We start from the raw sequence: 21,326 nt of genomic DNA, 5'->3' as shown, positions 1-21,326 counted from the left end.
CTGGCTATTTTAAGCGGATTTTGCAATGTTTGATACCTTAACAGAACGACTCACGCAGAGTTTAAGAAATGTTACTGGCTCAGGGCAGCTAACCGAAGATAATATTAAAGATACGTTACGTGAAGTACGTATGGCACTTCTTGAAGCCGATGTTGCGTTACCTGTAACTCGTGAATTCATCGCGAAAGTTAAGGAAGAAGCATTAGGCCAGGAAGTGATGACGCAGTTATCTCCTGGGCAAGCCTTCGTTAAAATTGTTTATAACGAATTAACCAAGATGATGGGTGAGGCCAATGAAAGCCTCGACCTCGCAGCTAAACCGCCAGTGGTTGTGCTTCTTGCAGGTTTGCAAGGTGCGGGTAAAACCACGACTGCGGCAAAATTGGCACGTTTTTTACAAGAACGTCAAAAGAAAAAAGTCGCGATGGTGTCTGCGGACGTTTATCGTCCTGCGGCAATTAAACAGCTACAAACTGTAGCGGGCGAAGTTGGCGCGATTTTCTTTGAATCGAATGCCAATGAAAAGCCAATTGATATTGCCAACCGTGCCATCGAACAGGCCAAAATCCAGTTTGCGGATGTCTTGATTGTCGATACCGCGGGTCGTTTGCATGTCGATGAAGACATGATGGGTGAAATTAAAGAGTTGCATGCTGCGATTAAGCCGACTGAAACATTGTTCGTGGTTGATGCCATGACCGGTCAGGATGCGGCAAATACAGCTAAAGCCTTTAATGATGCTTTACCGTTAACTGGTGTCATCCTCACCAAAACTGATGGTGATGCGCGCGGTGGTGCAGCACTTTCAGTTCGTGCGATTACCGGTAAGCCAATCAAATTCTTGGGTATGGGCGAAAAGCTCGATGCCTTAGAGCCATTCCATCCTGAGCGTGTTGCACAACGTATCTTGGGTATGGGTGACGTACTTTCTTTGGTCGAAGAAGTTGAACGTAAAATCGACAAAGAAAAAGCCGAAAAAATGGCGAAAAAATTGCAGAAAGGCGGCAGCTTCAACTTTGAAGATATGCTCATGCAATTTGAACAAATGAACAAAATGGGCGGCATGATGGGCTTCTTGGACAAGTTGCCTGGCATGAGCAATTCAGGTATTCAAGATGCGATTGCGCAAGCGAACCCTGAAAAGCAAGTCAAGAAAATGGAAGCGATTATTCAATCGATGACCATTAAAGAACGCCGTAACCCAGACTTGATGAACCCGAGCCGTAAAAAACGTATTGCAGCTGGCTGCGGTATGGAAGTGACAGAAGTGAACAAACTCATCAAACAACATGCGCAAATGGCGAAAATGATGAAGAAGTTTGCGAATCCATCGGGTATGGCAAAAATGATGCGTTCACTGGGTGGCTTGCAAAAGCAATTCGGTGGTGGCGGTGGTATGGGGCCTCTGTTTGGCAACAATGACCAGAAAAAATAATGCTTTAAATCGATGTTAAAAAAAGGTGCTTGATGCACCTTTTTTTATGATTCAAGATCACTTTTCAGATTTTTCAGGCTTTAATGCTTTTAGCTTGATGATGCATGTAATGCTGTAAACCTTTTAGTAGTAAATCCGCTTCTACAATCGGTTGATACTGCTGTAAATGTTGTGCAAACAATTCCGCATCGCCACCCGTCAACACCAACTGCCGTGGTGAGTGCTGCATCACGCGTTCAATAGTACTGAGTAAACCTAAGAAAATGCCATGATGTACGGCATCAATGGTATTGCGACCCGGACTGAGTTCTTCAAATGCAGCATCTGGAATTTTAATGCCTTTGGTATTTTGAATCAGTGAATCCCGTTGCAAATACAAATTAGGAACGATATATCCGCCTAAGTGTTGTGTCCTATGGGTAAGGTCAATCGTCAAGGCTGTACCGCAACTAATTACACAGAGGTCTTGATCTGGATTCGCGACCGCCAAGACTTGTAGCCAGCGGTCTATTCCTAATTGTTTTGGATTATCATAACCGCATTTTAACCCAGCATATTCAGTATGTACTTTGGCGAAGATTACAGGTACTGCTAAGCGTTCCAGAATGGTTTGGATCCGTTGATTATTTTCCTGATCCAGTACCGATGAGACGCCCACTTGCTGAATGTTCAAACCTTGAAAATGCTGGATTAAACCAAGTAATAAATCGGCAGGAGACTGTAGATGCAGTTCAGCTGCATGATCCACAATTTGATTCTGTTCAGTCAGCCAATATTTGAGCCGGGTATTGCCAATATCGAGCCATAAACTTTTCATTACATCATCCTATTCGGTTGTTGTACTGAGTCGTAAACGACCTTGGTAAAAACTTTGTCGGCCAGTTTCAGTTTCAAGCAATACTGCGCCATCGTCTTGAATACCGACAAAAGTCCCCGAGCATAGACCAGTACTATGTTCGAATTCGACGGCTTGTTGCTGAAAAGCGGCATAGCGATTAAAACGCGCGGCCAAGTTATAGCTTTGGTGATCAAACCATTCTCCAGCACGGTGAATGGCTAAATAGAGTTCGGCAATCAAATCTATGCGGGAACTAAGTTGTAGCCCCAGCTCGGTGAGTGAAGTCACTTGTTGATCAATGCTGGTATCAGCCACAGGCGCAATATTGAGTCCAACCCCGACAATGACCTGGTTGGGGCTGATTGGCTCAATCAAAATACCGCCCCATTTACCTTGCACACTGTACAGGTCATTTGGCCATTTAATTTGCAAGTTGAGTTGTTCAAGACTCGGCATGTGCAGAATATTGAGCGCAACTTCTAGAGCTAAACGCCCATCTATTGCTGTTCGTGTATTGAGCAATGTGCTTAAATACACGTTTCCTTCGGGTGACACCCATTGACGTTGTCGCTGTCCTCTTCCTTGCGTTTGTTGCGCACTGCAAACCAATGCACTGTGTATTCCTTTTTGTGCAAGTTCACGCACATCATCATTGGTTGAGGTGGTGGTCGGTTTTAACAGTAGGACTTCTGGGAGTTGTTGTGCGGCCTGAAGTCGTTGTTGTAGTTGGCGAGTTTCGGCATCCATTTGAATCTAAGCATAGTGGAAAATATTTATGGAGTTAATCATATATTTACTGATTGGTGCAATCGCAGGATTTACCGCAGGGCTGTTTGGAGTCGGTGGCGGTCTGATCATTGTTCCGATTCTGTATATTGTATTTACTCAGTTGCACTATGATCCTGCTGTGATTATGCATATGGCGTTGGGCACATCCTTAGCGACCATTATTGTAACTTCTTTCAGTTCCGTTTCCGCACATCATAAACAGGGTGCAGTGTTGTGGTCGGTATTTCGCAATTTAGCTCCAGGGTTGATTATCGGCTCTTTTTTGGGGGCGGGCATTGCGGATTTATTGCCGGGACAAGGTCTGCAACTGATTATTGGCTTTTTTGCCCTTTGGGTGGCTTATCGCATGTTTAAAGGGGCAAAAGCCCAAGTGGATACCTCGAAGCAGTTACCTTCGACAGCCAAACAGATGCTCGCGGGTGGTGGAATTGGGGTTGCCTCGGCAATTTTTGGCATTGGTGGTGGTAGTCTAACCGTCCCTTATCTGAACCGTCACGGGGTAGTCATGCAAAAAGCCGTGGCGACGTCTGCGGCTTGTGGTTTACCCATTGCTGTTGCAGGTGCCTTAGGTTTCATCTGGTTTGGTGCCAAAGCGCAGGTCAATGTACCGAATACCATTGGTTATATTCATATCTATGCATTTTTAGGCATCAGTTTGATGAGTTTTATGACCGCTAAACTTGGTGCAAAAGTTGCACATCAATTGTCACCAGCAATGCTCAAGCGCTGTTTTGCAGGATTGTTGACGACGGTGGGGCTTTATTTTATTTATCAGGGGTTTTCAAAATTATTCTAAAGTTTTGTGATAATTTTTACTGTTTGAATTGGCTTTTTAGACATAATATTGTCTGACAATGACATGGTGCCAGACCGTTGAAATCAGTTAAAACTATGACATCGGTGGAATGATGTATTTGAGATTGCATCTTAATAAAAACAAGATAGGAAAAGTATGCAACAAGAAGAAATAGAAAGCCTGTCCGAGCAAATTGCCAAACATATTAGTGAGCAAATCATTAGTGGCGAATTGGTCGAAGGTGAGCGCATTCAGGAGCTCAGAATTGCCAAAGAACTGGATGTGAGTCGTGGTTCGGTGCGCGAGGCCTTGTTGCTCTTGGAGCGCACGCATCTGATTCAGATTTTTCCGCGGCGTGGAGCGATAGTATCAGAAATGTCGGCACAACAGGTGCGTGCATTATTTGACAGTTGTGCCATGCTTGCGGGGCAGATTGTGCATCGTATTGCGGAAACTTGGCGGCAGCATGAAGCTGAACAGTTTCAGCGGTTAATGGAGCAGATTCAAGAAGAATGCCGACAAGGACATACCGAGAAATTTTATGATTTAATTTTTCAATATTTTGCCCGACAACAGGATATGGTGGCGAATCCTTATTTAATGAATTTTTATCAGGAGTTGTTGCCTTCCATTCGTCGCAGTTATTTCTTAACCTTAAATACGTCGCGCAGGGAGTTACAAGAGTCGTTTGAGTTGTTTAAACTGGTGAGTGATGCAATTTTAATCCGAAAATCACAACAAGCCACTTTATTTATGGACGATTTTTGCCGACACTTGCGTAACTTGGTGTTGGAATCTCTAACACGCATGAAACAAATCGAATTAGCATGGGCGCGTCGTTCACGACGTTAACAGGACATTATGCGTTTAAGCAGTTTAAAACTTTCAGGCTTCAAATCGTTCGCCGACAGTACGACCTTACATTTTAAAGCCAACCGTACCGCGGTAGTTGGACCCAATGGCTGTGGTAAATCCAATGTGATTGATGCCATTCGCTGGGTGATGGGCGAGTCTAATGCACGACAACTGCGTGGTGGCAGCATGCAAGACGTCATCTTTACTGGGACTGCCAAGCGTAAGCCTGTGGGTGTGGCCAGTGTCGAACTGCGTTTTGAAAATACTTACGGGAAATTGGGTGGTACCTATAATGCCTATAATGAGCTGGCTGTACGACGTCAGGTCAATCGTGATGGTAAGTCTGAATATTTCCTGAATGGCACCAAGTGTCGTCGCCGTGATATTACCGATATTTTCTTGGGCACAGGTTTAGGTCCACGCTCTTATGCGATTATTGAGCAAGGCATGATTAACCGTTTGGTCGATGCCAAACCTGAAGAAATGCGAGTGTTTATTGAAGAAGCGGCGGGGGTGTCGCGTTATCAGGCACGTCGTCGCGAAACTCTGCTGCATTTGGATCATACCACCCAGAATTTATCGCGCTTAGAAGATATTGCCCAAGAGTTAAAGTCACAGCTCAAAACCTTAAAACGTCAGTCTGAAACTGCGATTCAATATAAAGAATTAGAAAAAACCATTCGGAGCATTAAGGTTGAAGTGTTGTCATTCCAATGCGAACACAGTAGCCGGTTGCAGCAGGAATATACGGTACAGATGAACGAGTTGGGTGACCAGTTTAAGTTGGTTCGCTCTGAACTCAGCACCTTGGAGCATGATTTAAGTTCGACCAGTGAGCTCTTTCAGCGTCTGATTCAACAATCGACGCCATTACAAAATGAGTGGCAACAGGCAGAGAAAAAACTGGCTGAGCTGAAAATGACCCTAGAACAAAAACAGTCACTGTTTCAGCAAAATACGTCGACACTGGTACAACTGGAACAGCAAAAGGCACAGACCAAAGAACGTCTGCAACTGATTGAATTGCAGTTAGAAACCTTACTGCAACAACAAGATGATCAGACCGAGCAGTTGCAGCAATGCGAAGTGTTGAGCCAACAGCAGAGCCAAAGTTATCAAGATTTTAAAGCACAACAGCAACAGGTGCAGCAGCAGTTTGAACAGCTGAAAACCCAAGTTGAAAAGCAACAACAGCAAAAAATGCAGATGCTGGCTCAATCTGAACAGTTAACAAAGAACATTGAGCGGATTGAACAGCAGAAACAGACTTTGCAATTGCAAGCCGCACAGATTCAATCGCAAACCCAAGGCGATGATGTACAGCAATTAGAACAGGAAAAACAAGGCGTTCAGGCAAGATTGGCGCAATTAGAACTCGACATTCAGCAGCAAGCTCAGCAACACGAGCAATTACAAGAGCAATATGCCCTGCAAAAAAGCCAGCTGCTACAGCTCAAGTCGGAGATTCAGGTTTTACAATCGGAACAGCGAAATCTGTCGCAATTGGTCGCTAAGCAAAGCCCTGATTCGCATAATTCTAATGTGCAATTGATGCAGTCCTTAAAATTAAATGAGCAAGGCAAACCGCATGCGCAGTTAATTGAAAAGTTTCTGACCAAATGGCTTTCAGCAGAAGTGCTGGATGAAGAAGCGGAATTCCAAGAAAGCATTGCACGTCAGCTTAAAATGAGCACAGGCAGTAGTCAGCTGACTTTGCCACAACTCCCCTGTCTGGCAGACTGGATTGCCTCAGCATCACATTCGCTGTGGAATCAGGTCGCCATTGCCAACTCACTGACACAGGCTTTAGCGTATCAATCTGAGCTTGAGCCAGGCCAGTCGATTTTAACCTTAGACGGTTATCATGTCGGTGCGGATTGGGTTATTGCGCTGTATTATGATGAAAGCAGCCAAGCGGGTCAGGGCGCACTCAGTCATCGTATTCGCCTAGAAGGCATTGAGAGTGAATTAAGTCTGTTACAAGCCCAGTATGAGCAAGCTGAGCAGCATTTACCTGAGTTGCAGCAACAGATGCAACAGCAACAGGCCGTGTTGAAGGAGCAGCAAGAGTTACTGAAACAACAGCAGAAAACACTACAACAGTTGGATGTCAATATTGCCAAGCTGCAAAGTAGTGCCCAAGCATTTGCCTTGCAACAGCAACAATTACGAGATCAACTTGTCCAGTTAGAGCAGCAGCTTGAAGAAGATGCTATGCAAAAAGATGATCTAGAAATAGATTTGCATGCGTTGACGCTAAAGCTTGAACAGGTGCTGCCAAACTATAAAACTACGCAGTTTCAACTGGAAGAGTTGACTGAGCAAGTCGAGTTGGCGCAGCAGCAAGCCTTGCACTCGCAACAAGAGCTAGAAGTGTTACGCCGTCATGCGACGCAAACTCAACAGCAAACAGAGCTATTGGAAAAAGATGCTTCTTTCCTGAAAACCCAAAATCTGCAAATTACCCAACAAATCGAACAAGCCAAAAAGTTTATTGACCCTGTGCAACTTGAATTGCCAAGTCTGGAATCGCAATTTGCCGAACAGTTCCAACAGACTGAAAAATTGCAGAAAAACTGGAATGCATGGCAGTTAGAACTCAACAGTGTGCAAGAAAAACAGCAGCAGGTCACGGAACAACGTCATCAACAGCAACAGCAAGATGAACGGTTACGCAGTCAGCTCGAAGAAAAGCGTTTGGCATGGCAGGCAGCCAAATCCGATTTTCAACACTATTCTGAGCAGTTAAAAGCCATGGACAGTGAGCTGATTACGGGTTTAAACATTGATTTACCGGCACATCAGGCACGTTTGGAAAAAGCCCAACAGCAGTTTGCCAAATTAGGTGCAGTCAACTTGGCGGCTTCAGAAGAATATGAAGAAGTGTCCAACCGTTTTGATGAACTCAGCCATCAGATTGAAGATCTAGAGAAAACCGTGGCGCAACTACAAGCCGCCATGAAAAGTATTGATCAAGAAACCCGAAAGTTGTTTATGACAACTTTCGATCACGTCAATACCGAGTTACAGGACTTATTCCCTAAAGTCTTTAATGGGGGAGAAGCCTGTTTGACTTTAGAAGATGATTGGCAGTCTGGGGTGAAACTGATGGCACGCCCACCGGGTAAGCGCAACAGTTCACTTGCCTTATTGTCCGGTGGTGAAAAAGCGTTGACGGCATTGGCGTTGGTATTTGCCATTTTCCGTTTAAATCCTGCGCCATTTTGCGTTTTGGATGAGGTGGATGCACCTTTGGACGATGCCAATGTGGGGCGTTTCTGTAATTTGGTAAAAGAGCTTTCTGAACAAGTTCAATTCATTTACATTACACATAATAAGCTAGCAATGACGATGGCAACCGATTTACTGGGCGTGACCATGCCAGAACCGGGTACATCCAAACTTGTTAGTGTGAATTTGGAACAGGCAAAAGAATACGGTTTAGTCGCGGAGTCATAATATGGAAGTCACTACAATAGTTGGTATCGTAATCGCCGTAATCATAATATTCGTTGGTTTACGCATGCTGTTGAAAAAGCCAGCTGAAGCAACACCATCCCTTGAAAGTGCATTACAGGTGAATTCTGATAGTCAACTTCCTATCATTCCGCGTCATGTGCGTGATCAGTTGCAAACTTCGGAATCTACAGAGCGTGTAGAACCAACTTTAAATGAAGCCGCTGTTGCAGAAGATACAGAACAAAAACCAGAACCTACAGTGAGTGCAGAACAAGATAAAGTAGCCCCCGTAGCCGTTGCAGATCAAACGCAAACTGAAGCGAACACTCAGCAAGTGCCAGCTGCAGAAGTGCCCGCTGATCCGAATACTGCAATCGCAGCAGAACATGCTGATGCAGATTCAGGCTTACATTTACAGCCGCATGTAGAAAAAGCCGAGATTACTGAATTTAATGAAGAAAGCAGTATCTTGGATGAACATTTACATGAACAGCAGCGTGTTGATGAGGAAAGCGTCTTACAGACTGCGGAAGAATTTATTGTCTTTAACATTTACCCAGAACGTCGAATTCTAACTGGAGACAAGATGTTGAAAGTCCTGCTTAAATACGGTTTGCGTTATGGTGAAATGGCATGTTTCCACCGTTATGACGAAGAACATCAAAAACTGTCTTTCTCGGTCTTACAAATTACCGATGAAGGTGCGGCAGGATTTGATTTGGAAACTTTAGCCAATGAGCAAGTCAAAGGTTTGGCCTTCTTCTTGGCTTTACCGCATAATGATGTGCAAAATGCCTTTGATACCATGGTGAGTATTTCTAACCTGATTGCGCGAGAAATTGATGGCACAATTTACGATCAGAATCAGCAGGAATTAACCGCACAATTGCGTGAATTTTGGCGTCATCAAGCAATTGATTACCGCTCAAATCAGCGTGCTACGGTATAATCAAATTGAAAATTAAGGTCTGATTTTTATAATAGACCGATTAGATTGTTGAAGGGCGGAAAAACCGCCCTTTTTTATGGTGAAACTATGACTCAGCAAAACACTGTTGTCGCACAAATGCGTCAACTGATTCAGATTCTGGCACAGCATAATCATGCCTACTATGTGATGGATCAGCCCACCATTGCCGACAGTGAATATGACCAATTATTTCACCAACTCAAGGCCTTAGAACAACAATATCCTGAATGGGTACAAGCCGATACACCGACCCATAAAGTCGGTGGCAAGCCTTTAGCAAAATTTGAATCGGTCACACATGTGGTACCGATGCTGTCTTTGGGCAATGTGTTTAATCAAGAAGAATTATTTGCTTTTGCACGTCGTGTTGAAGAGCGCTTACCAAACCAAAAAATTGAATATGATGTTGAATTAAAGTTCGATGGACTCGCGATTTCGCTCTGGTATGAACATGGCGTGTTAGTGCGCGGGGTGACCCGTGGTGATGGTGAAACGGGTGAAGATATTACCCAGAATGTCAAAACCATTCGTAACTTACCGAAAGTGTTGAGCCATGCCTCAGGCATAATACCGACGCTATTGGAAGTCCGTGGCGAAGTGCTGATGCCAAAATCGGGCTTTGAAAAGTTGAATGCTGAAAATGAAGCTAAAGGTGAAAAAACATTTGCCAACCCGCGTAATGCTGCAGCAGGCAGTTTAAGACAGCTTGATCCGAATATTGCAGCGTCGCGTCCACTGGCATTTTATGCCTACGGCATTGCACAATGCGAACCGAGTCATGGCTTGAAAACCATGTCCGAGAGTCTGGACTGGTTGGCTGGATTTGGCTTTGCCGTGGGTGAGCGTCATTTTGTCTGCGACAGTATTCAGGCGGTACAACAGGCGTATGAAAAAATTAATCTTGAGCGTCCGAATTTAAGTGTTGAAATTGATGGGATGGTGGTCAAGGTCAATGATTTAAAACAGCAGCAGCAGCTGGGTTTTCTCAGTCGTGAACCACGCTGGGCAACCGCTTATAAATTCCCTGCGGTTGCAGCTTTGACTACGGTTGAACATATTGACTGGCAAGTGGGGCGTACAGGGACACTAACCCCTGTGGCACGCTTAAATCCTGTGGCAGTCGGTGGGGTCACAGTCTCTAATGTGACTTTGCATAATATTGGTGAAATTCACCGTTTGGATGTGCGTCTTGGCGATACGGTCAGTGTCTATCGCAGTGGGGATGTGATTCCTAAAGTGGAAAAAGTTTGGCCTGAGTTTCGTCCGAATGATACCCAAGAAGTGCATTTACCCGAACAGTGTCCCGTTTGTGCTTCACCCGTGGTGATGCCTGAAGGTGAAGCCTTGGCACGTTGCTCTGGCGGTTTGTACTGTGCTGCACAGCGCATTGAAGCGATTCGCCACTTTGTTTCGCGTAAAGCTATGGATATTGAAGGTCTAGGCGAGCGTTGGGTAGAGTCTTTGTTGCATCTGGATTTACTGCAAGATGTGGCAGATATTTATCACTTGCATGAACATCGTGAAAAATTACTCACCATTGAAAAAATGGGCGAGAAATCGGTTCAAAATCTGATTGATGCGATTGAAAACAGCAAAAAGACCACTTTGGCGGCATTTATTTATGCATTGGGGATTCGTGGGGTGGGTGAAACCACAGCGCGTATGCTGGCGAATACTTTCCAGACGTTTGAAGCCTTACAACAAGCCGACATTGAGTCGTTAATGAAAACACCTGATGTGGGCAATATCACCGCAGAGTGGATTTATGACTTTTTCCAAGCCCCGCATAATTTGGAAGTCTTGGAGCGGTTATTGGCAGCAGGTATTCACTGGGACGCACCAGTAGCACCAATCCGCCAGCCTTTGAATGGTGAAAGTTGGGTTGTGACTGGTACACTGAGTCGCATGGGGCGGGATGAAGCAACACAGCTCTTGCAAGCACTGGGTGCACGTGTCAGTGGTAGTGTATCGAGTAAAACCAAATGTGTTGTTGCTGGAGAAAAAGCAGGTTCGAAGCTAGATAAAGCGGAGAAGCTCGGTATTACTGTGATCAACGAAGCTGAGTTTATTCAACTGATGCAAGATTATGGTCAGTTAGAGGCTTAGATTTCTGATTCGTATGAAATAAAAAAAGACACCGATAAGGTGTCTTTTTTTATGGTGATCATTACGGAATATATTGTTTGATCACACCATCGTTAAGCAATTGTTGAAAGTGCTCAATCAAGCTTTCTTTGACATCGCGATACTGTAAGCCTAATTCTTTTTGGCTCTTGCTCGCATCAAAATAAATAGGGTAACCCATATTCAGTTCAACAAACTCACGGCTAAAACCAATGAGCGGACCAATCACTTTAAAGGCAGTTTTTGGCAGTTCATTGCGTGGAAATGGAAACTTCCAACCAAAATGGGCTTTAAGTAATTGACCAATTTCAAGCAAACTCAACGTATCACCACTGACGATGTAACGACCTGTTGCTTTGGGATTAAATGCAGCCTGTAGGTGTGCTTCGGCAACATCTTGAACATCGACTACACCATTCCACATGGGTGGAACACCCGCAAGCGTTAAGCCATTGGTAAATTGTTGTAAGACCTCAATTGAACCTGACTGCGTATTTGGCGTTAATGAACGACCAAAGACCAAGGCAGGGTTAATGCAAACCAATTGCCAACGCTCTTGTGCATCCGCCATTTCCCAAGCTTTACGCTCAGCCATCACTTTAGAATATGGATAAGGCTGATGGGTCTCTGAGCTGCTGGTATTCCAGTGACTTTCATCAAAAGTATTATGATCCGTTTTTAAAATATCCACGGCATCGCCATAGGTCGATGCAATGCTTGAAGTGACAATGACGCGTTTGACAGACTCAGTTTCATTCACGGTGTTTAAAACATTTTCTGTACCTAAAACAGCAGGTTCAATGATGTCCTTCACGGCATTTTTATAGTTGGTAACAACAAAAGGTGACGCCATATGAAACACAATTTCACAGCCCTGCATGGCTTCTTTAAATGAATTGGGTTCGAGCAAATTCGCTTTAAATAGTTTGAGTGTTCCTGTGCTGCTTTCTGCAATTTTCGATAAATGCGCGAAGCTTTGAGTTTTGTTCAGGTCACGGACAGTAGCATGTACGGTATAGCCTTGGGTTAATAGTTTTTGAATTACCCAACTGGCAATATAACCCGAGGCACCTGTGACCAGTACAGGTGCTTGTGTTGCTAAATTTGTCATAGATCAACCGTTGTTGTTTTAAGTATTGGCATAGTGTAAACGCGAATGGGATGAAAGTCTTTGCTTATGGGGAACAGGTAGCTAACTGATGCGTCATTTCAACGTAGAGGTGGGTGTGCCTTATAAAACCCAATTGGGCGAGGTAAAAATGACTATCTTCGCCAATGTAGATCATCTCATCAATAAAAAATATTTGGAAGGTATGTTTAACGCTTACTATGCAACAGTGGGGCTCATAGCTCTAAATTGAGTGTAACTTTTTTATTTTTAATAATAAAAAAATGATGGTGTGACAATTTAAACTTCGTGATGTTTTAAAGACGTAGCGAAATAAGAACCATTTTAAATAGTTACAAATTTTAAAATAAGCAAAATTTTAAATGAAATAGCCTTTGTCCGAAGAGGCAAAATACTGCAAAGGCTTATTTTATATGTGGAAAATGGGCGAATTTAAACTGCAAATGCGTATGTTTCTCATTTTAATTTTATAAAAATCATAAACTTACAAAATTTAACTTTTGCATTCTTAGTTAATTGTCGCCATAATATTTGAAAAAGGTATGGGGTATAACGAGATGCGTGGCAATCCAGAAGTAGTAGACTATTTAAATATGTTGATCGGTGGAGAACTGGCAGCTCGCGATCAATATCTCATTCATTCTCGTATGTATGAAGACTGGGGCTTAAGCAAAATCTTCGAACGTATTGACCATGAAATGCAGGAAGAAGCTTCCCATGCGGATGCCCTCATTCGCCGAGTATTGTTCCTTGAAGGAACACCAAATATGAATCGTGATGATATTGATGTCGGTCAAGATGTGGTGAGCTGTTTAAAAGCCGACTTGGCACTGGAATATCATGTCCGTGAGAAACTGGCGCAAGGCGTGAAATTGGCGGAAGAAAAAGGGGACTATGTCACTCGAGATATGTTGCGTCAGCAAATGTCTGACACGGAAGAAGATCATACTTACTGGTTAGAAAAACAGATTCGCCTGATCGAATTGATTGGCTTGCAAAACTATATTCAATCGCAAATGTAAGCACGTCGCATCATTTCAAAAAGGTTTTCAGACTTGAGTTTGAAAACCTTTTTTTATGTGCCAAATTTTTACTTTTTTGAAAACTTCTGAATATCAGCGAGCACCTGATTGGCATGGGTCTGGGTGTTTACACTGCTGTAGTGATAAACAATCGTGCCTTGTGGATCGACCAAGAATGTTTCCCGTTTGGCAATTTGTGCCACACCAAAGTTGCGCACGATGCCGAATTGTCCTGCAAGCTGTTGCTTTTGATCGGCCAAGATCGGAAAAGGCAGTCCCAATTTGCTGGAAAATTTTTGATGCGACTTCACATCATCTAGACTCACGCCTAGCACTACGGCATTGGATTTTAAGAATTTGGGATAGAGTGCTTTAAACTGATTGGCTTCTTGGGTACAACCAGGAGAGTCATCTTTGGGATAAAAATACAAGACCATCCATTGACCACGATATTGTTTGGAGTCGTGCCATTTACCATTTTGGTCTTGTAGCTTGAAGCTCGGTGCGGTTTGCCCAACCCATTGTTTTTGGCTTGAATTCGATTTAGAAAAGACAGCGTTTTCGGCATGACTGAGCGTATAGCTACCGATGGTACAGCTGATGCTCAGGAAACCGACACGGCACAGTTGGTTCAAATGCATATTTTTTCTGATTTTTGATTAACTGAATGTTTTATCTTAGCAAAGAAAGCTTATGCTGAGTGTAAGAAAATAGACCATTGACTTGGCAGATATGGGAGCCAAACTGCCTGAAATATACAACCTGCCTACTGTTTCAGATGTGTGACTTTACAGTTGCAGAATGATAGGAAATGCAGCTCAGTCCAAAAATAAAAGTCGTTATACTGCTCGACAAAGTTTGATTCGTAGAGCAAAACCTTGAGCACAAGTATTTTACTCATCACAGGTTGGGGTGGTGGTACGCAACTGTTAGAACCCTTACAGCAAAAATTGCAACAGCACGGGCATCAGGTCGACCTGCTCAATATTTTTAATGCATTAGACCCAGAAACGCTGCAACAACAGGTCGAGCATGCGCGTGGTTTTGAGGTGATTATGGGCTGGTCACTGGGCGGTCAGTTAGCCACCTTATTGGTTCAACAACTTCAGCAGCAATTTTCACAACAGAAAACCTTGATTACTTTGGCATCGAACCCCTGTTTTGTGGTGCAACCGAGTTGGGACACAGCCATGCCACAGGAAACGTTTATCCAGTTTAAGCAGTCATTCCAGCAAGATGCGATTAGCACCCTAAAACGCTTTGGTTTTTTAGTTTGCCAAGGCGCAGATTCTGCCAAGAAAGATTTTGTGCAAATGCAAAAAATGATTAAGCCTCAACCAGTTTCACTGTTGGAGCAGGGTTTAGTGCTATTAGAGCAGTTGAATTTAACCGAAACTTTAGCGCATTATACAGGAAGACAGTTACACCTGTTCGCAGCACAAGATGCGCTAGTTCCAAGTGAAATTGTTGAAAATATGCAGCAATTACTTGCAGAAAATACAAAAATTATGTGTATTGATCATGTTTCACATGGCTTTCCATGCTTTGAAGCAGAACAAACTTTGCAAATTATTGCTGATTTTCTGTAAGAGTCCGTTCAGGCTGTCTAGGAATGACCATTCTCGCAATGTTTTTTAGAAACTTGCAGGTTTAAGATAGCCAATATTGTAAAAAATGAGTACGCCACAGGAGTTATGGATGACCGATTTATTTGACCTTGAACATATCTGGCATCCTTATACCTCTATGACCAACCCACTGCCGACTTTTAAGGTGAAAAAAGCCTATGGCGCAGTGATTGAGTTAGATGATGGGCGTCAGTTGCTCGATGGCATGTCTTCATGGTGGTGTGCGATTCATGGTTATAATCACCCAGAATTGAATCAGGCCGTTACCGATCAACTGCAAAATATGTCGCATATCATGTTTGGTGGCTTTACCCATGATCCTGCCATTGAGCTGGGCAAACTATTACTAGAGATTACCCCACCGAGTTTAGACAAAATTTTCTATGCCGATTCAGGTTCAGTTGCCGTCGAAGTTGCTTTAAAAATGGCTGTGCAATACTGGACTTCACAAGGCAAGACGGCTAAAACCAATTTTGTTACGCCACGTTCGGGTTATCACGGGGATACTTGGAATGCCATGTCGGTGTGTGATCCAGTGACGGGCATGCATCAGATTTTTGGCAGTAGCTTACCGAATCGTATTTTTGTCCCTGCACCACAAGTCCGCTTTGATCAAGACTGGGATGCTACCGATATTGCCGAATTAGAACAAGTCTTAAAGCAACAGCATGACACGATTGCAGGACTGATTCTTGAACCGATTGTGCAGGGTGCAGGCGGCATGCGCTTCTATCATCCTGAATATTTACGCCAAGCCAAACTGCTGTGTGAACAATATCAAGTGCTGTTGATTTTTGATGAGATTGCCACTGGTTTTGGGCGTACAGGTAAACTCTTTGCTTGGGAACATGCACAGGTAGAACCCGATATTATGTGTATTGGTAAAGGCTTAACGGGTGGCTACATGACCCTATCTGCAACCTTAACCTCGAAACATGTGGCGGACACCATTTCACAGGGTGAAGCGGGCGTGTTTATGCATGGTCCAACCTTTATGGCGAATCCTTTAGCTTGTGCGGTGGCACTCCGCAGTACCCAGCTTTTGGTTTCGCAAGATTGGCAAAGCACCATTCAACGCATTGGACAGCAGTTAGAGCAGCATTTAGCACCATTAGCGCAACTCAGTTATGTACAGGATGTGCGGGTGTTGGGAGCAATTGGTGTGGTTGAATTAAAGTTCAATGTCGATATGAAAACCCTGCAACAAGAATTTGTTAAACGTGGCATTTGGGTTCGTCCATTTGGCAAACTGGTGTATGTGATGCCACCGTATGTGATTTCAGAAACACAGTTAGATACCTTGTTGACCGAATTAGTCGATGTAGTACGTCATATGCAAGAGGAAGCGGCATGAATTTGTTAGACCATTATGCAGCGCAACTGGATGAGCTAAAACTGCAGGGCAATTTACGTCAATTTACCTCGAATACCCAACAGGGCAAATGGATTGAAATTCAACAGCGTCGGATGTTGAATTTGGCTTCTAATGACTATTTGGGTTTGGCTTCAGATCTGAGCTTACGCGAACAGTTTTTTGATGAAACCCCGAATGCACAGCGCATCATGAGTTCATCTTCTTCACGCTTACTGACCGGAAATTTTCCGGAATATGAACAGCTTGAAGCCAGCTTGAGTCAAGCTTTTGCTGGGCGTGCTGCGCTGTTGTTTAACAGTGGCTATCATATGAATATCGGGATTTTACCCGCAGTTAGCGATGCCAAAACCTTAATTCTGGCAGATAAATTAGTACATGCCAGTATGATTGATGGGATTCGTCTTTCATCTGCTAAATATGTACGTTATCGCCATAATGACTTGCAGCATTTGCAGCAGTTATTACAGAAATACCATGATGATGCGGCCTTTGATCGAATCATTGTGGTGACTGAATCCATTTTCAGTATGGATGGGGATGAAACGGATCTGGCAGCGTTGGCTCGCATTAAATCCCAATTTGCCAAAGTCATGCTCTATGTGGATGAAGCGCATGCCATCGGGGTACGCGGTGAGCAAGGTCTTGGCTGTGCTGAACAGTATCAAGTGATTGAGCAAATAGACTTTTTGGTCGGGACTTTTGGTAAAGCCATGGCGTCTGTAGGTGGCTACCTGATTTGCCATCCGATAATTCGTGAGTTTTTGATTAATCGAATGCGATCACTGATTTTTAGCACCGCCCAGCCCCCAATTTGTATGGCATGGACCAATTTTATTTTTCAGAAAATGCGTAATCTAAATGCCAGTCGTCAGCATTTACAGCAATTAAGCTCTTATTTACAACAAGCCGTACAGGCAAAAGGGTATGCTTGTCCATCGACCAGCCATATTGTGCCTGTCATTATTGGTGAGTCGCAAAAAACCGTCGATACTGCGGTGCAGTTACAACAGGCAGGTTTTTATATTATGCCAGTGCGTCCACCAACGGTGCCTGTGCAAAGTTCACGTTTACGTATTTGTTTAAATACACAATTTCAGCAAGATGAACTGGATCAGTTTATCGCTTTGTTATGAGTTTTAGTGGTGAATCCATCTCAAATAGATAAATCCCGTGTGGCCTTGCGCTTTGCACAGGCGGGACAAAGCTATAGCGAACATGCTGTGGTACAAAAGCAAATTTGTCAGCATTTAATGCAATTGATGCTGAATCATTTGCCTGCACAGCAGCAAGCACGTGTGTTAGAAATTGGTTGTGGCTCAGGTAATTTAAGCCATTTGCTCATGCAAAATTTGCACATAGATCACCTGATTCTGAATGATCTGTATGCTGCGGTACAACAACATTTTCCACAGCAAGCGCAGATTGAATGGTTGATTGGTGATATCGAGCAATTGGATTTGCCGCAAGATTTGAATCTGGTGACTTCCAGTTCAGCATTACAGTGGATGACGGATTTGTCTGCCATGTTTCATCGCGTGGCACAGGCGTTGCTCCCGCAAGGTTATTTCTGTTTTTCGATTTTTGGGCAGGAAAATTTAAAAGAAATTAAAACCCTAACAGGACAAGGCTTGCACTATCCCACTTTACCAGAATTGCAGCAAGCCTTAGAGCAGGCGGGATTTGAAGTTTTGCAGCTGAGTGAGCAGGTCAGTACGTTAAATTTTGCCCATCCCAAACAGGTACTCAAGCATTTAAAAGCAACAGGGGTAACGGCAACCAGCGTGTACTATCGTTGGACCAAACAATCGCTGCAAAATTTTTATCAAGATTATCAACAATTTTCACAGATTGATGAATTTGGGCAGTTGCACTATTGCTTAAGCTATCACCCAATTTATTGTATTGCACGGAGAACAACATGACCGCAGACATCTATTTTGTGAGTGGTATTGATACTGGTATTGGCAAAACTTATGCCACTGGATATTTGGCGAAATTATGGAATGCCGAAGGTCAACGTACCATTACCCAAAAGTTGATTCAAACTGGCAATGTGGATGTGTCTGAAGATATTGAGCAGCATCGTGAAATTATGGGTACAGGTTTCTTGCCGGAAGATGACAGCAAACTGACCATGCCTGAAATTTTCACCTATCCAGCTTCTCCACATCTAGCCACGAAAATCGATGGCCGTGAGATTGATTTTGCCAAGATTGAGCATGCAACGCAGCAGTTGGCGGATAAATTTGAAGTGGTGTTACTGGAAGGCGCGGGCGGCTTAATGGTGCCTTTGACGACCGAAATGCTGACGATTGATTATCTGGCAGATAAAAAATTCCCAGTGATTTTGGTCAGTTCAGGGCGCTTAGGTAGCATTAACCATACCATATTGAGTCTGGAAGCCTTAAAAGCACGTGGTTTGTCTTTATATGCATTGGCCTATAACTTAAATGATGAATCGCAAGACCCTATCATTTCTAAAGATACAGCTGAATATCTTAAAACTTATTTGGCGCAGCATTTCCCAGAAGCACACTGGATTGATATTCCAGTGTTGTGATTTATTTGAAAAAGGTTTCATCACATAGATGAAGCCTTTTTCATACTTGAACCTGAAAGTCGTAATTGATAGCCAAGCAATATTTTAGAAACCAGCTTAAAAAAGATATTTGGAAATAGTGGTCACACGAATAACCACGAATAAAAAATACAATGGGCAACCAATGCTGTGCTTTATCAGGATTGATTCTGCAAGATAATAGAATGATGGCTTTGATTTAAATACAGCAGACTAGAATGAATTAAAATGATTGGACGTTCCTTTTGGCTTTTGGATTTTAGTCCAATCTAAAGCACCGAATAAATAAAAAATATAATAAATATAAATATTTATAAATATCTGTTTTTTTAGCAGTATTTTTAGCGATGGCACGAAATTCGCTTTAGGAGCAAATCATTGTTAATTCATGACATAAGCAGAGGACTAATTCGAGAGAATTTGCTTAAATGGAACAGGAATAACAATAAACACATCAGTTTAAAAACAATGAATAAACCGGCGTTTATGCAGGTCTCACAGGAAAGGTCAAAATTGGAAGCCAAAAACTTAAGAATTGCCATTTTAACCCTGCTGATTTCATCGGGCTGTATGCAGCTAGCCAATGCCGCAGCTCAGTCCAACAAGATTTTACACGTAGCAATGGAAGCCCCTGATGATGGTTTTGATATGGTCAAAACCTATAATTTTTACAGTGGAAAAATTGCTGAAGTCATTTTTGAGCCGTTATTGAAATATGATTATTTGGCGCGACCTGTGCAATTGGTGCCGAATACCGTACAGGCGTTGCCGCTGATTGAACAAAATGGCAAGCGATACACTTTTAAAATTAAGCCGGGAATTTATTTTGCGCCTGATCCTGCGTTTAAAGGGCAACGTCGTGAACTGAAAGCTCAAGATTATATTTACAGTATTCAGCGCATTTTAGATCCCAAAAACCGTTCCACCACCTATTCCTTCATTGATGGCAAAATTGTCGGGGGCAATGAAGCTCATGCGCTGGCCAAGAAAACTGGAAAGTTTAATTACGATGCTCCGATTGCAGGCTTAAAAGCGCTGGATCCTTATACCTTACAAATCACTTTGACCCGTCCTGATTATAATTTTCAGTACATTCTGGCCTATGTCACCTTTGGCGCAACGGCACGTGAAGTGGTCGAATATTATGGAGATCGTATCGCACAGCATCCTGTAGGCACAGGTCCATATCAGCTGAGTAAATACGTGCCACGCAGTAAAATAGAATTGACAGCTAACCCGCATTACCGTGGTTTTGTCTGGAACTTCAAATCCACAGGTACAGCTTGGGATAACCGACTGGTGCAAGAGATGTCGGGTAAACAGATGCCGCAAATTGGTAAAATTGAGGTCAGTATTATTGAGGAAGAACAGTCGCGTTGGCTGGCCTTCAAAACTGGGCAGCTCGACTTTGACAAATTGACCTCGAATGCTGTCCCACAAGCCTTAGATGGACAGAAGCTCAAACCCGAATTGGTGAAGCAGGGTATCCAGCATTATCCCAACAAAGATCCTGAAATTACCTACACCATGTTCAATATGAAAGATCCGATTGTCGGGGGATTCAGCTTAGACAAAATTGCCTTACGCCGTGCCATTACTTTGTCGTTTAATCAAGACGAAGCCATCAAGCAACTCTACAAGGGTCAGGCGGTGAGGTCGGAAATGCTCATTCCGGATGGGGTTCAGGGCTTCAATCCGAATTACCGCAGTAGTTTGGCCTATAACCCTGTACTGGCCAATAAACTACTGGACCGTTTTGGTTATAAAAAGGCAGCAGATGGCTATCGTCGTTTGCCGAGTGGTCAGCCACTTACCTTAAATTTTATGACGGAAAACAGTTCCAGTTCTGTGGTGCACTCCGAGTTGTGGAAAAAGAATCTGGATGCGATCGGCATTCGGGTGGATTTTAAAGTCAGCAATTTCGCCGATAACTTAAAAGCTGCAACACAGTGTAAATATATGATGTGGGGCGGGGCATGGATTGCGGATTATCCTGAAGGGGAAAATTTTGCCCAATTACTGTATGGGCCGAATGCTGCTCAGGGTAATTTAAGCTGTTATCAATCGAAAAGCTATGATGCTTTGTACAAGAAAATGTTGAGTTTGGCGCCACAGCAACGCGTGCCATTTTATGAAAAATTAAGCCGCCAAATTGAAGCGGATAATCCGTGGATTATTCATAGCAGCCGCATTCGCAACTGGTTACTGCATCCACAAATTCAGGGCTTTAAAGCGCATCCCATGATGAATAGTAACTGGCCATATCTGGATATCCAGCCTGAAAAAAATAAATGAGTGTGGAATAAGAATGAACGTTTGCAATAAAAA

The 21,326-nt window shown here is 43.3% G+C and carries 17 protein-coding genes; 13 read left to right on the top strand and 4 right to left on the bottom strand.

Going from position 1 to position 21,326, the window contains the following annotated elements:
- Positions 1–25 precede the first annotated feature (25 nt).
- Positions 26–1,435, top strand: coding sequence for a signal recognition particle protein (ffh, locus tag ACX17N_RS14185; protein ID WP_458893217.1), 1,410 nt, complete (start codon positions 26–28; stop codon positions 1,433–1,435).
- 73 nt (positions 1,436–1,508) lie between these two features.
- On the opposite strand, the gene ACX17N_RS14180 is transcribed toward ffh, so the two are convergent.
- Together ACX17N_RS14180 and ACX17N_RS14175 are read right to left on the bottom strand one after the other, a co-directional pair.
- Positions 1,509–2,252, bottom strand: a complete 744-nt coding sequence (locus tag ACX17N_RS14180) for a type III pantothenate kinase (protein WP_458893216.1) — start codon at positions 2,250–2,252, stop codon at positions 1,509–1,511.
- A 9-nt stretch (positions 2,253–2,261) separates the two neighbouring features.
- Positions 2,262–3,020: a biotin--[acetyl-CoA-carboxylase] ligase gene (locus ACX17N_RS14175; RefSeq protein ID WP_458893215.1), complete on the bottom strand. Its 759-nt coding sequence runs from the start codon at positions 3,018–3,020 to the stop codon at positions 2,262–2,264.
- Positions 3,021–3,048: 28 nt separating this feature from the next.
- Between ACX17N_RS14175 and ACX17N_RS14170 the strand changes: the two genes are divergently transcribed.
- From ACX17N_RS14170 to ligA, 5 genes are all read left to right on the top strand, one after another.
- On the top strand, positions 3,049–3,858 hold the full coding sequence (locus ACX17N_RS14170) for a sulfite exporter TauE/SafE family protein (RefSeq protein WP_458893214.1): 810 nt from the start codon (positions 3,049–3,051) through the stop codon (positions 3,856–3,858).
- 156 nt (positions 3,859–4,014) lie between these two features.
- Positions 4,015–4,710, top strand: coding sequence for a GntR family transcriptional regulator (locus ACX17N_RS14165; protein WP_458893213.1), 696 nt, complete (start codon positions 4,015–4,017; stop codon positions 4,708–4,710).
- A 9-nt stretch (positions 4,711–4,719) separates the two neighbouring features.
- A complete protein-coding gene (smc, locus tag ACX17N_RS14160; RefSeq protein ID WP_458893212.1) occupies positions 4,720–8,172 on the top strand; it encodes a chromosome segregation protein SMC in 3,453 nt (1,150 codons plus the stop codon).
- A 1-nt stretch (position 8,173) separates the two neighbouring features.
- Complete coding sequence (locus tag ACX17N_RS14155) at positions 8,174–9,121, top strand: cell division protein ZipA C-terminal FtsZ-binding domain-containing protein (protein WP_458893211.1); 948 nt, start codon at positions 8,174–8,176, stop codon at positions 9,119–9,121.
- Between the two features lie 87 nt (positions 9,122–9,208).
- Complete coding sequence (ligA, locus tag ACX17N_RS14150) at positions 9,209–11,248, top strand: NAD-dependent DNA ligase LigA (RefSeq protein ID WP_458893210.1); 2,040 nt, start codon at positions 9,209–9,211, stop codon at positions 11,246–11,248.
- Between the two features lie 61 nt (positions 11,249–11,309).
- On the opposite strand, the gene ACX17N_RS14145 is transcribed toward ligA, so the two are convergent.
- A complete protein-coding gene (locus ACX17N_RS14145; protein ID WP_458893209.1) occupies positions 11,310–12,377 on the bottom strand; it encodes an SDR family oxidoreductase in 1,068 nt (355 codons plus the stop codon).
- Between the two features lie 575 nt (positions 12,378–12,952).
- Between ACX17N_RS14145 and ftn the strand changes: the two genes are divergently transcribed.
- The gene (gene ftn, locus ACX17N_RS14140) at positions 12,953–13,417 is read left to right on the top strand and encodes a heteropolymeric bacterioferritin subunit Ftn (protein WP_458893309.1); all 465 of its coding nucleotides are present in this window, start codon (positions 12,953–12,955) and stop codon (positions 13,415–13,417) included.
- A gap of 68 nt (positions 13,418–13,485) precedes the next feature.
- Here the strand turns inward: ftn and ACX17N_RS14135 are convergent, their stop codons facing one another.
- Positions 13,486–14,058: a peroxiredoxin gene (locus ACX17N_RS14135; protein ID WP_458893208.1), complete on the bottom strand. Its 573-nt coding sequence runs from the start codon at positions 14,056–14,058 to the stop codon at positions 13,486–13,488.
- A gap of 237 nt (positions 14,059–14,295) precedes the next feature.
- Between ACX17N_RS14135 and ACX17N_RS14130 the strand changes: the two genes are divergently transcribed.
- From ACX17N_RS14130 to ACX17N_RS14105, 6 genes are all read left to right on the top strand, one after another.
- Positions 14,296–15,006, top strand: coding sequence for an alpha/beta hydrolase family protein (locus ACX17N_RS14130; protein ID WP_458893207.1), 711 nt, complete (start codon positions 14,296–14,298; stop codon positions 15,004–15,006).
- Between the two features lie 109 nt (positions 15,007–15,115).
- Positions 15,116–16,399, top strand: a complete 1,284-nt coding sequence (gene bioA, locus ACX17N_RS14125) for an adenosylmethionine--8-amino-7-oxononanoate transaminase (protein ID WP_458893206.1) — start codon at positions 15,116–15,118, stop codon at positions 16,397–16,399.
- Positions 16,396–17,553 (top strand): 8-amino-7-oxononanoate synthase, encoded by a 1,158-nt coding sequence (locus tag ACX17N_RS14120; protein ID WP_458893205.1) that lies wholly within the window; start codon positions 16,396–16,398, stop codon positions 17,551–17,553. Before bioA ends, ACX17N_RS14120 begins: the two co-directional genes overlap by 4 nt.
- A 9-nt stretch (positions 17,554–17,562) precedes the next feature.
- Entirely contained in the window at positions 17,563–18,342 is a 780-nt protein-coding gene (gene bioC, locus ACX17N_RS14115; RefSeq protein ID WP_458893204.1) for a malonyl-ACP O-methyltransferase BioC, read from the top strand.
- Positions 18,339–18,980, top strand: a complete 642-nt coding sequence (bioD, locus tag ACX17N_RS14110; protein ID WP_458893203.1) for a dethiobiotin synthase — start codon at positions 18,339–18,341, stop codon at positions 18,978–18,980. The genes bioC and bioD overlap by 4 nt, the downstream gene beginning before the upstream one ends.
- Before the next feature lie 588 nt (positions 18,981–19,568).
- Positions 19,569–21,293, top strand: a complete 1,725-nt coding sequence (locus ACX17N_RS14105; protein ID WP_458893308.1) for an ABC transporter substrate-binding protein — start codon at positions 19,569–19,571, stop codon at positions 21,291–21,293.
- Positions 21,294–21,326: the final 33 nt, after the last annotated feature.

The sequence above is a fragment of the Acinetobacter sp. GXMZU3951 genome (assembly GCF_054457875.1).
The sequence above is the reverse complement of the archived record's forward strand: the minus strand, read 5'-3'. Positions and strand labels throughout refer to the sequence as shown.

Excerpts from the sequence above, each read along its gene's own strand:
- ffh (WP_458893217.1), top strand. The coding sequence starts at position 26 with ATGTTTGATACCTTAACAGAACGACTCACGCAGAGTTTAAGAAATGTT.
- ACX17N_RS14180 (WP_458893216.1), bottom strand. The coding sequence starts at position 2,252 with ATGAAAAGTTTATGGCTCGATATTGGCAATACCCGGCTCAAATATTGG.
- ACX17N_RS14175 (WP_458893215.1), bottom strand. The coding sequence starts at position 3,020 with ATGGATGCCGAAACTCGCCAACTACAACAACGACTTCAGGCCGCACAA.
- ACX17N_RS14170 (WP_458893214.1), top strand. The coding sequence starts at position 3,049 with ATGGAGTTAATCATATATTTACTGATTGGTGCAATCGCAGGATTTACC.
- ACX17N_RS14165 (WP_458893213.1), top strand. The coding sequence starts at position 4,015 with ATGCAACAAGAAGAAATAGAAAGCCTGTCCGAGCAAATTGCCAAACAT.
- smc (WP_458893212.1), top strand. The coding sequence starts at position 4,720 with ATGCGTTTAAGCAGTTTAAAACTTTCAGGCTTCAAATCGTTCGCCGAC.
- ACX17N_RS14155 (WP_458893211.1), top strand. The coding sequence starts at position 8,174 with ATGGAAGTCACTACAATAGTTGGTATCGTAATCGCCGTAATCATAATA.
- ligA (WP_458893210.1), top strand. The coding sequence starts at position 9,209 with ATGACTCAGCAAAACACTGTTGTCGCACAAATGCGTCAACTGATTCAG.
- ACX17N_RS14145 (WP_458893209.1), bottom strand. The coding sequence starts at position 12,377 with ATGACAAATTTAGCAACACAAGCACCTGTACTGGTCACAGGTGCCTCG.
- ftn (WP_458893309.1), top strand. The coding sequence starts at position 12,953 with ATGCGTGGCAATCCAGAAGTAGTAGACTATTTAAATATGTTGATCGGT.
- ACX17N_RS14135 (WP_458893208.1), bottom strand. The coding sequence starts at position 14,058 with ATGCATTTGAACCAACTGTGCCGTGTCGGTTTCCTGAGCATCAGCTGT.
- bioA (WP_458893206.1), top strand. The coding sequence starts at position 15,116 with ATGACCGATTTATTTGACCTTGAACATATCTGGCATCCTTATACCTCT.
- ACX17N_RS14120 (WP_458893205.1), top strand. The coding sequence starts at position 16,396 with ATGAATTTGTTAGACCATTATGCAGCGCAACTGGATGAGCTAAAACTG.
- bioD (WP_458893203.1), top strand. The coding sequence starts at position 18,339 with ATGACCGCAGACATCTATTTTGTGAGTGGTATTGATACTGGTATTGGC.
- ACX17N_RS14105 (WP_458893308.1), top strand. The coding sequence starts at position 19,569 with ATGCAGCTAGCCAATGCCGCAGCTCAGTCCAACAAGATTTTACACGTA.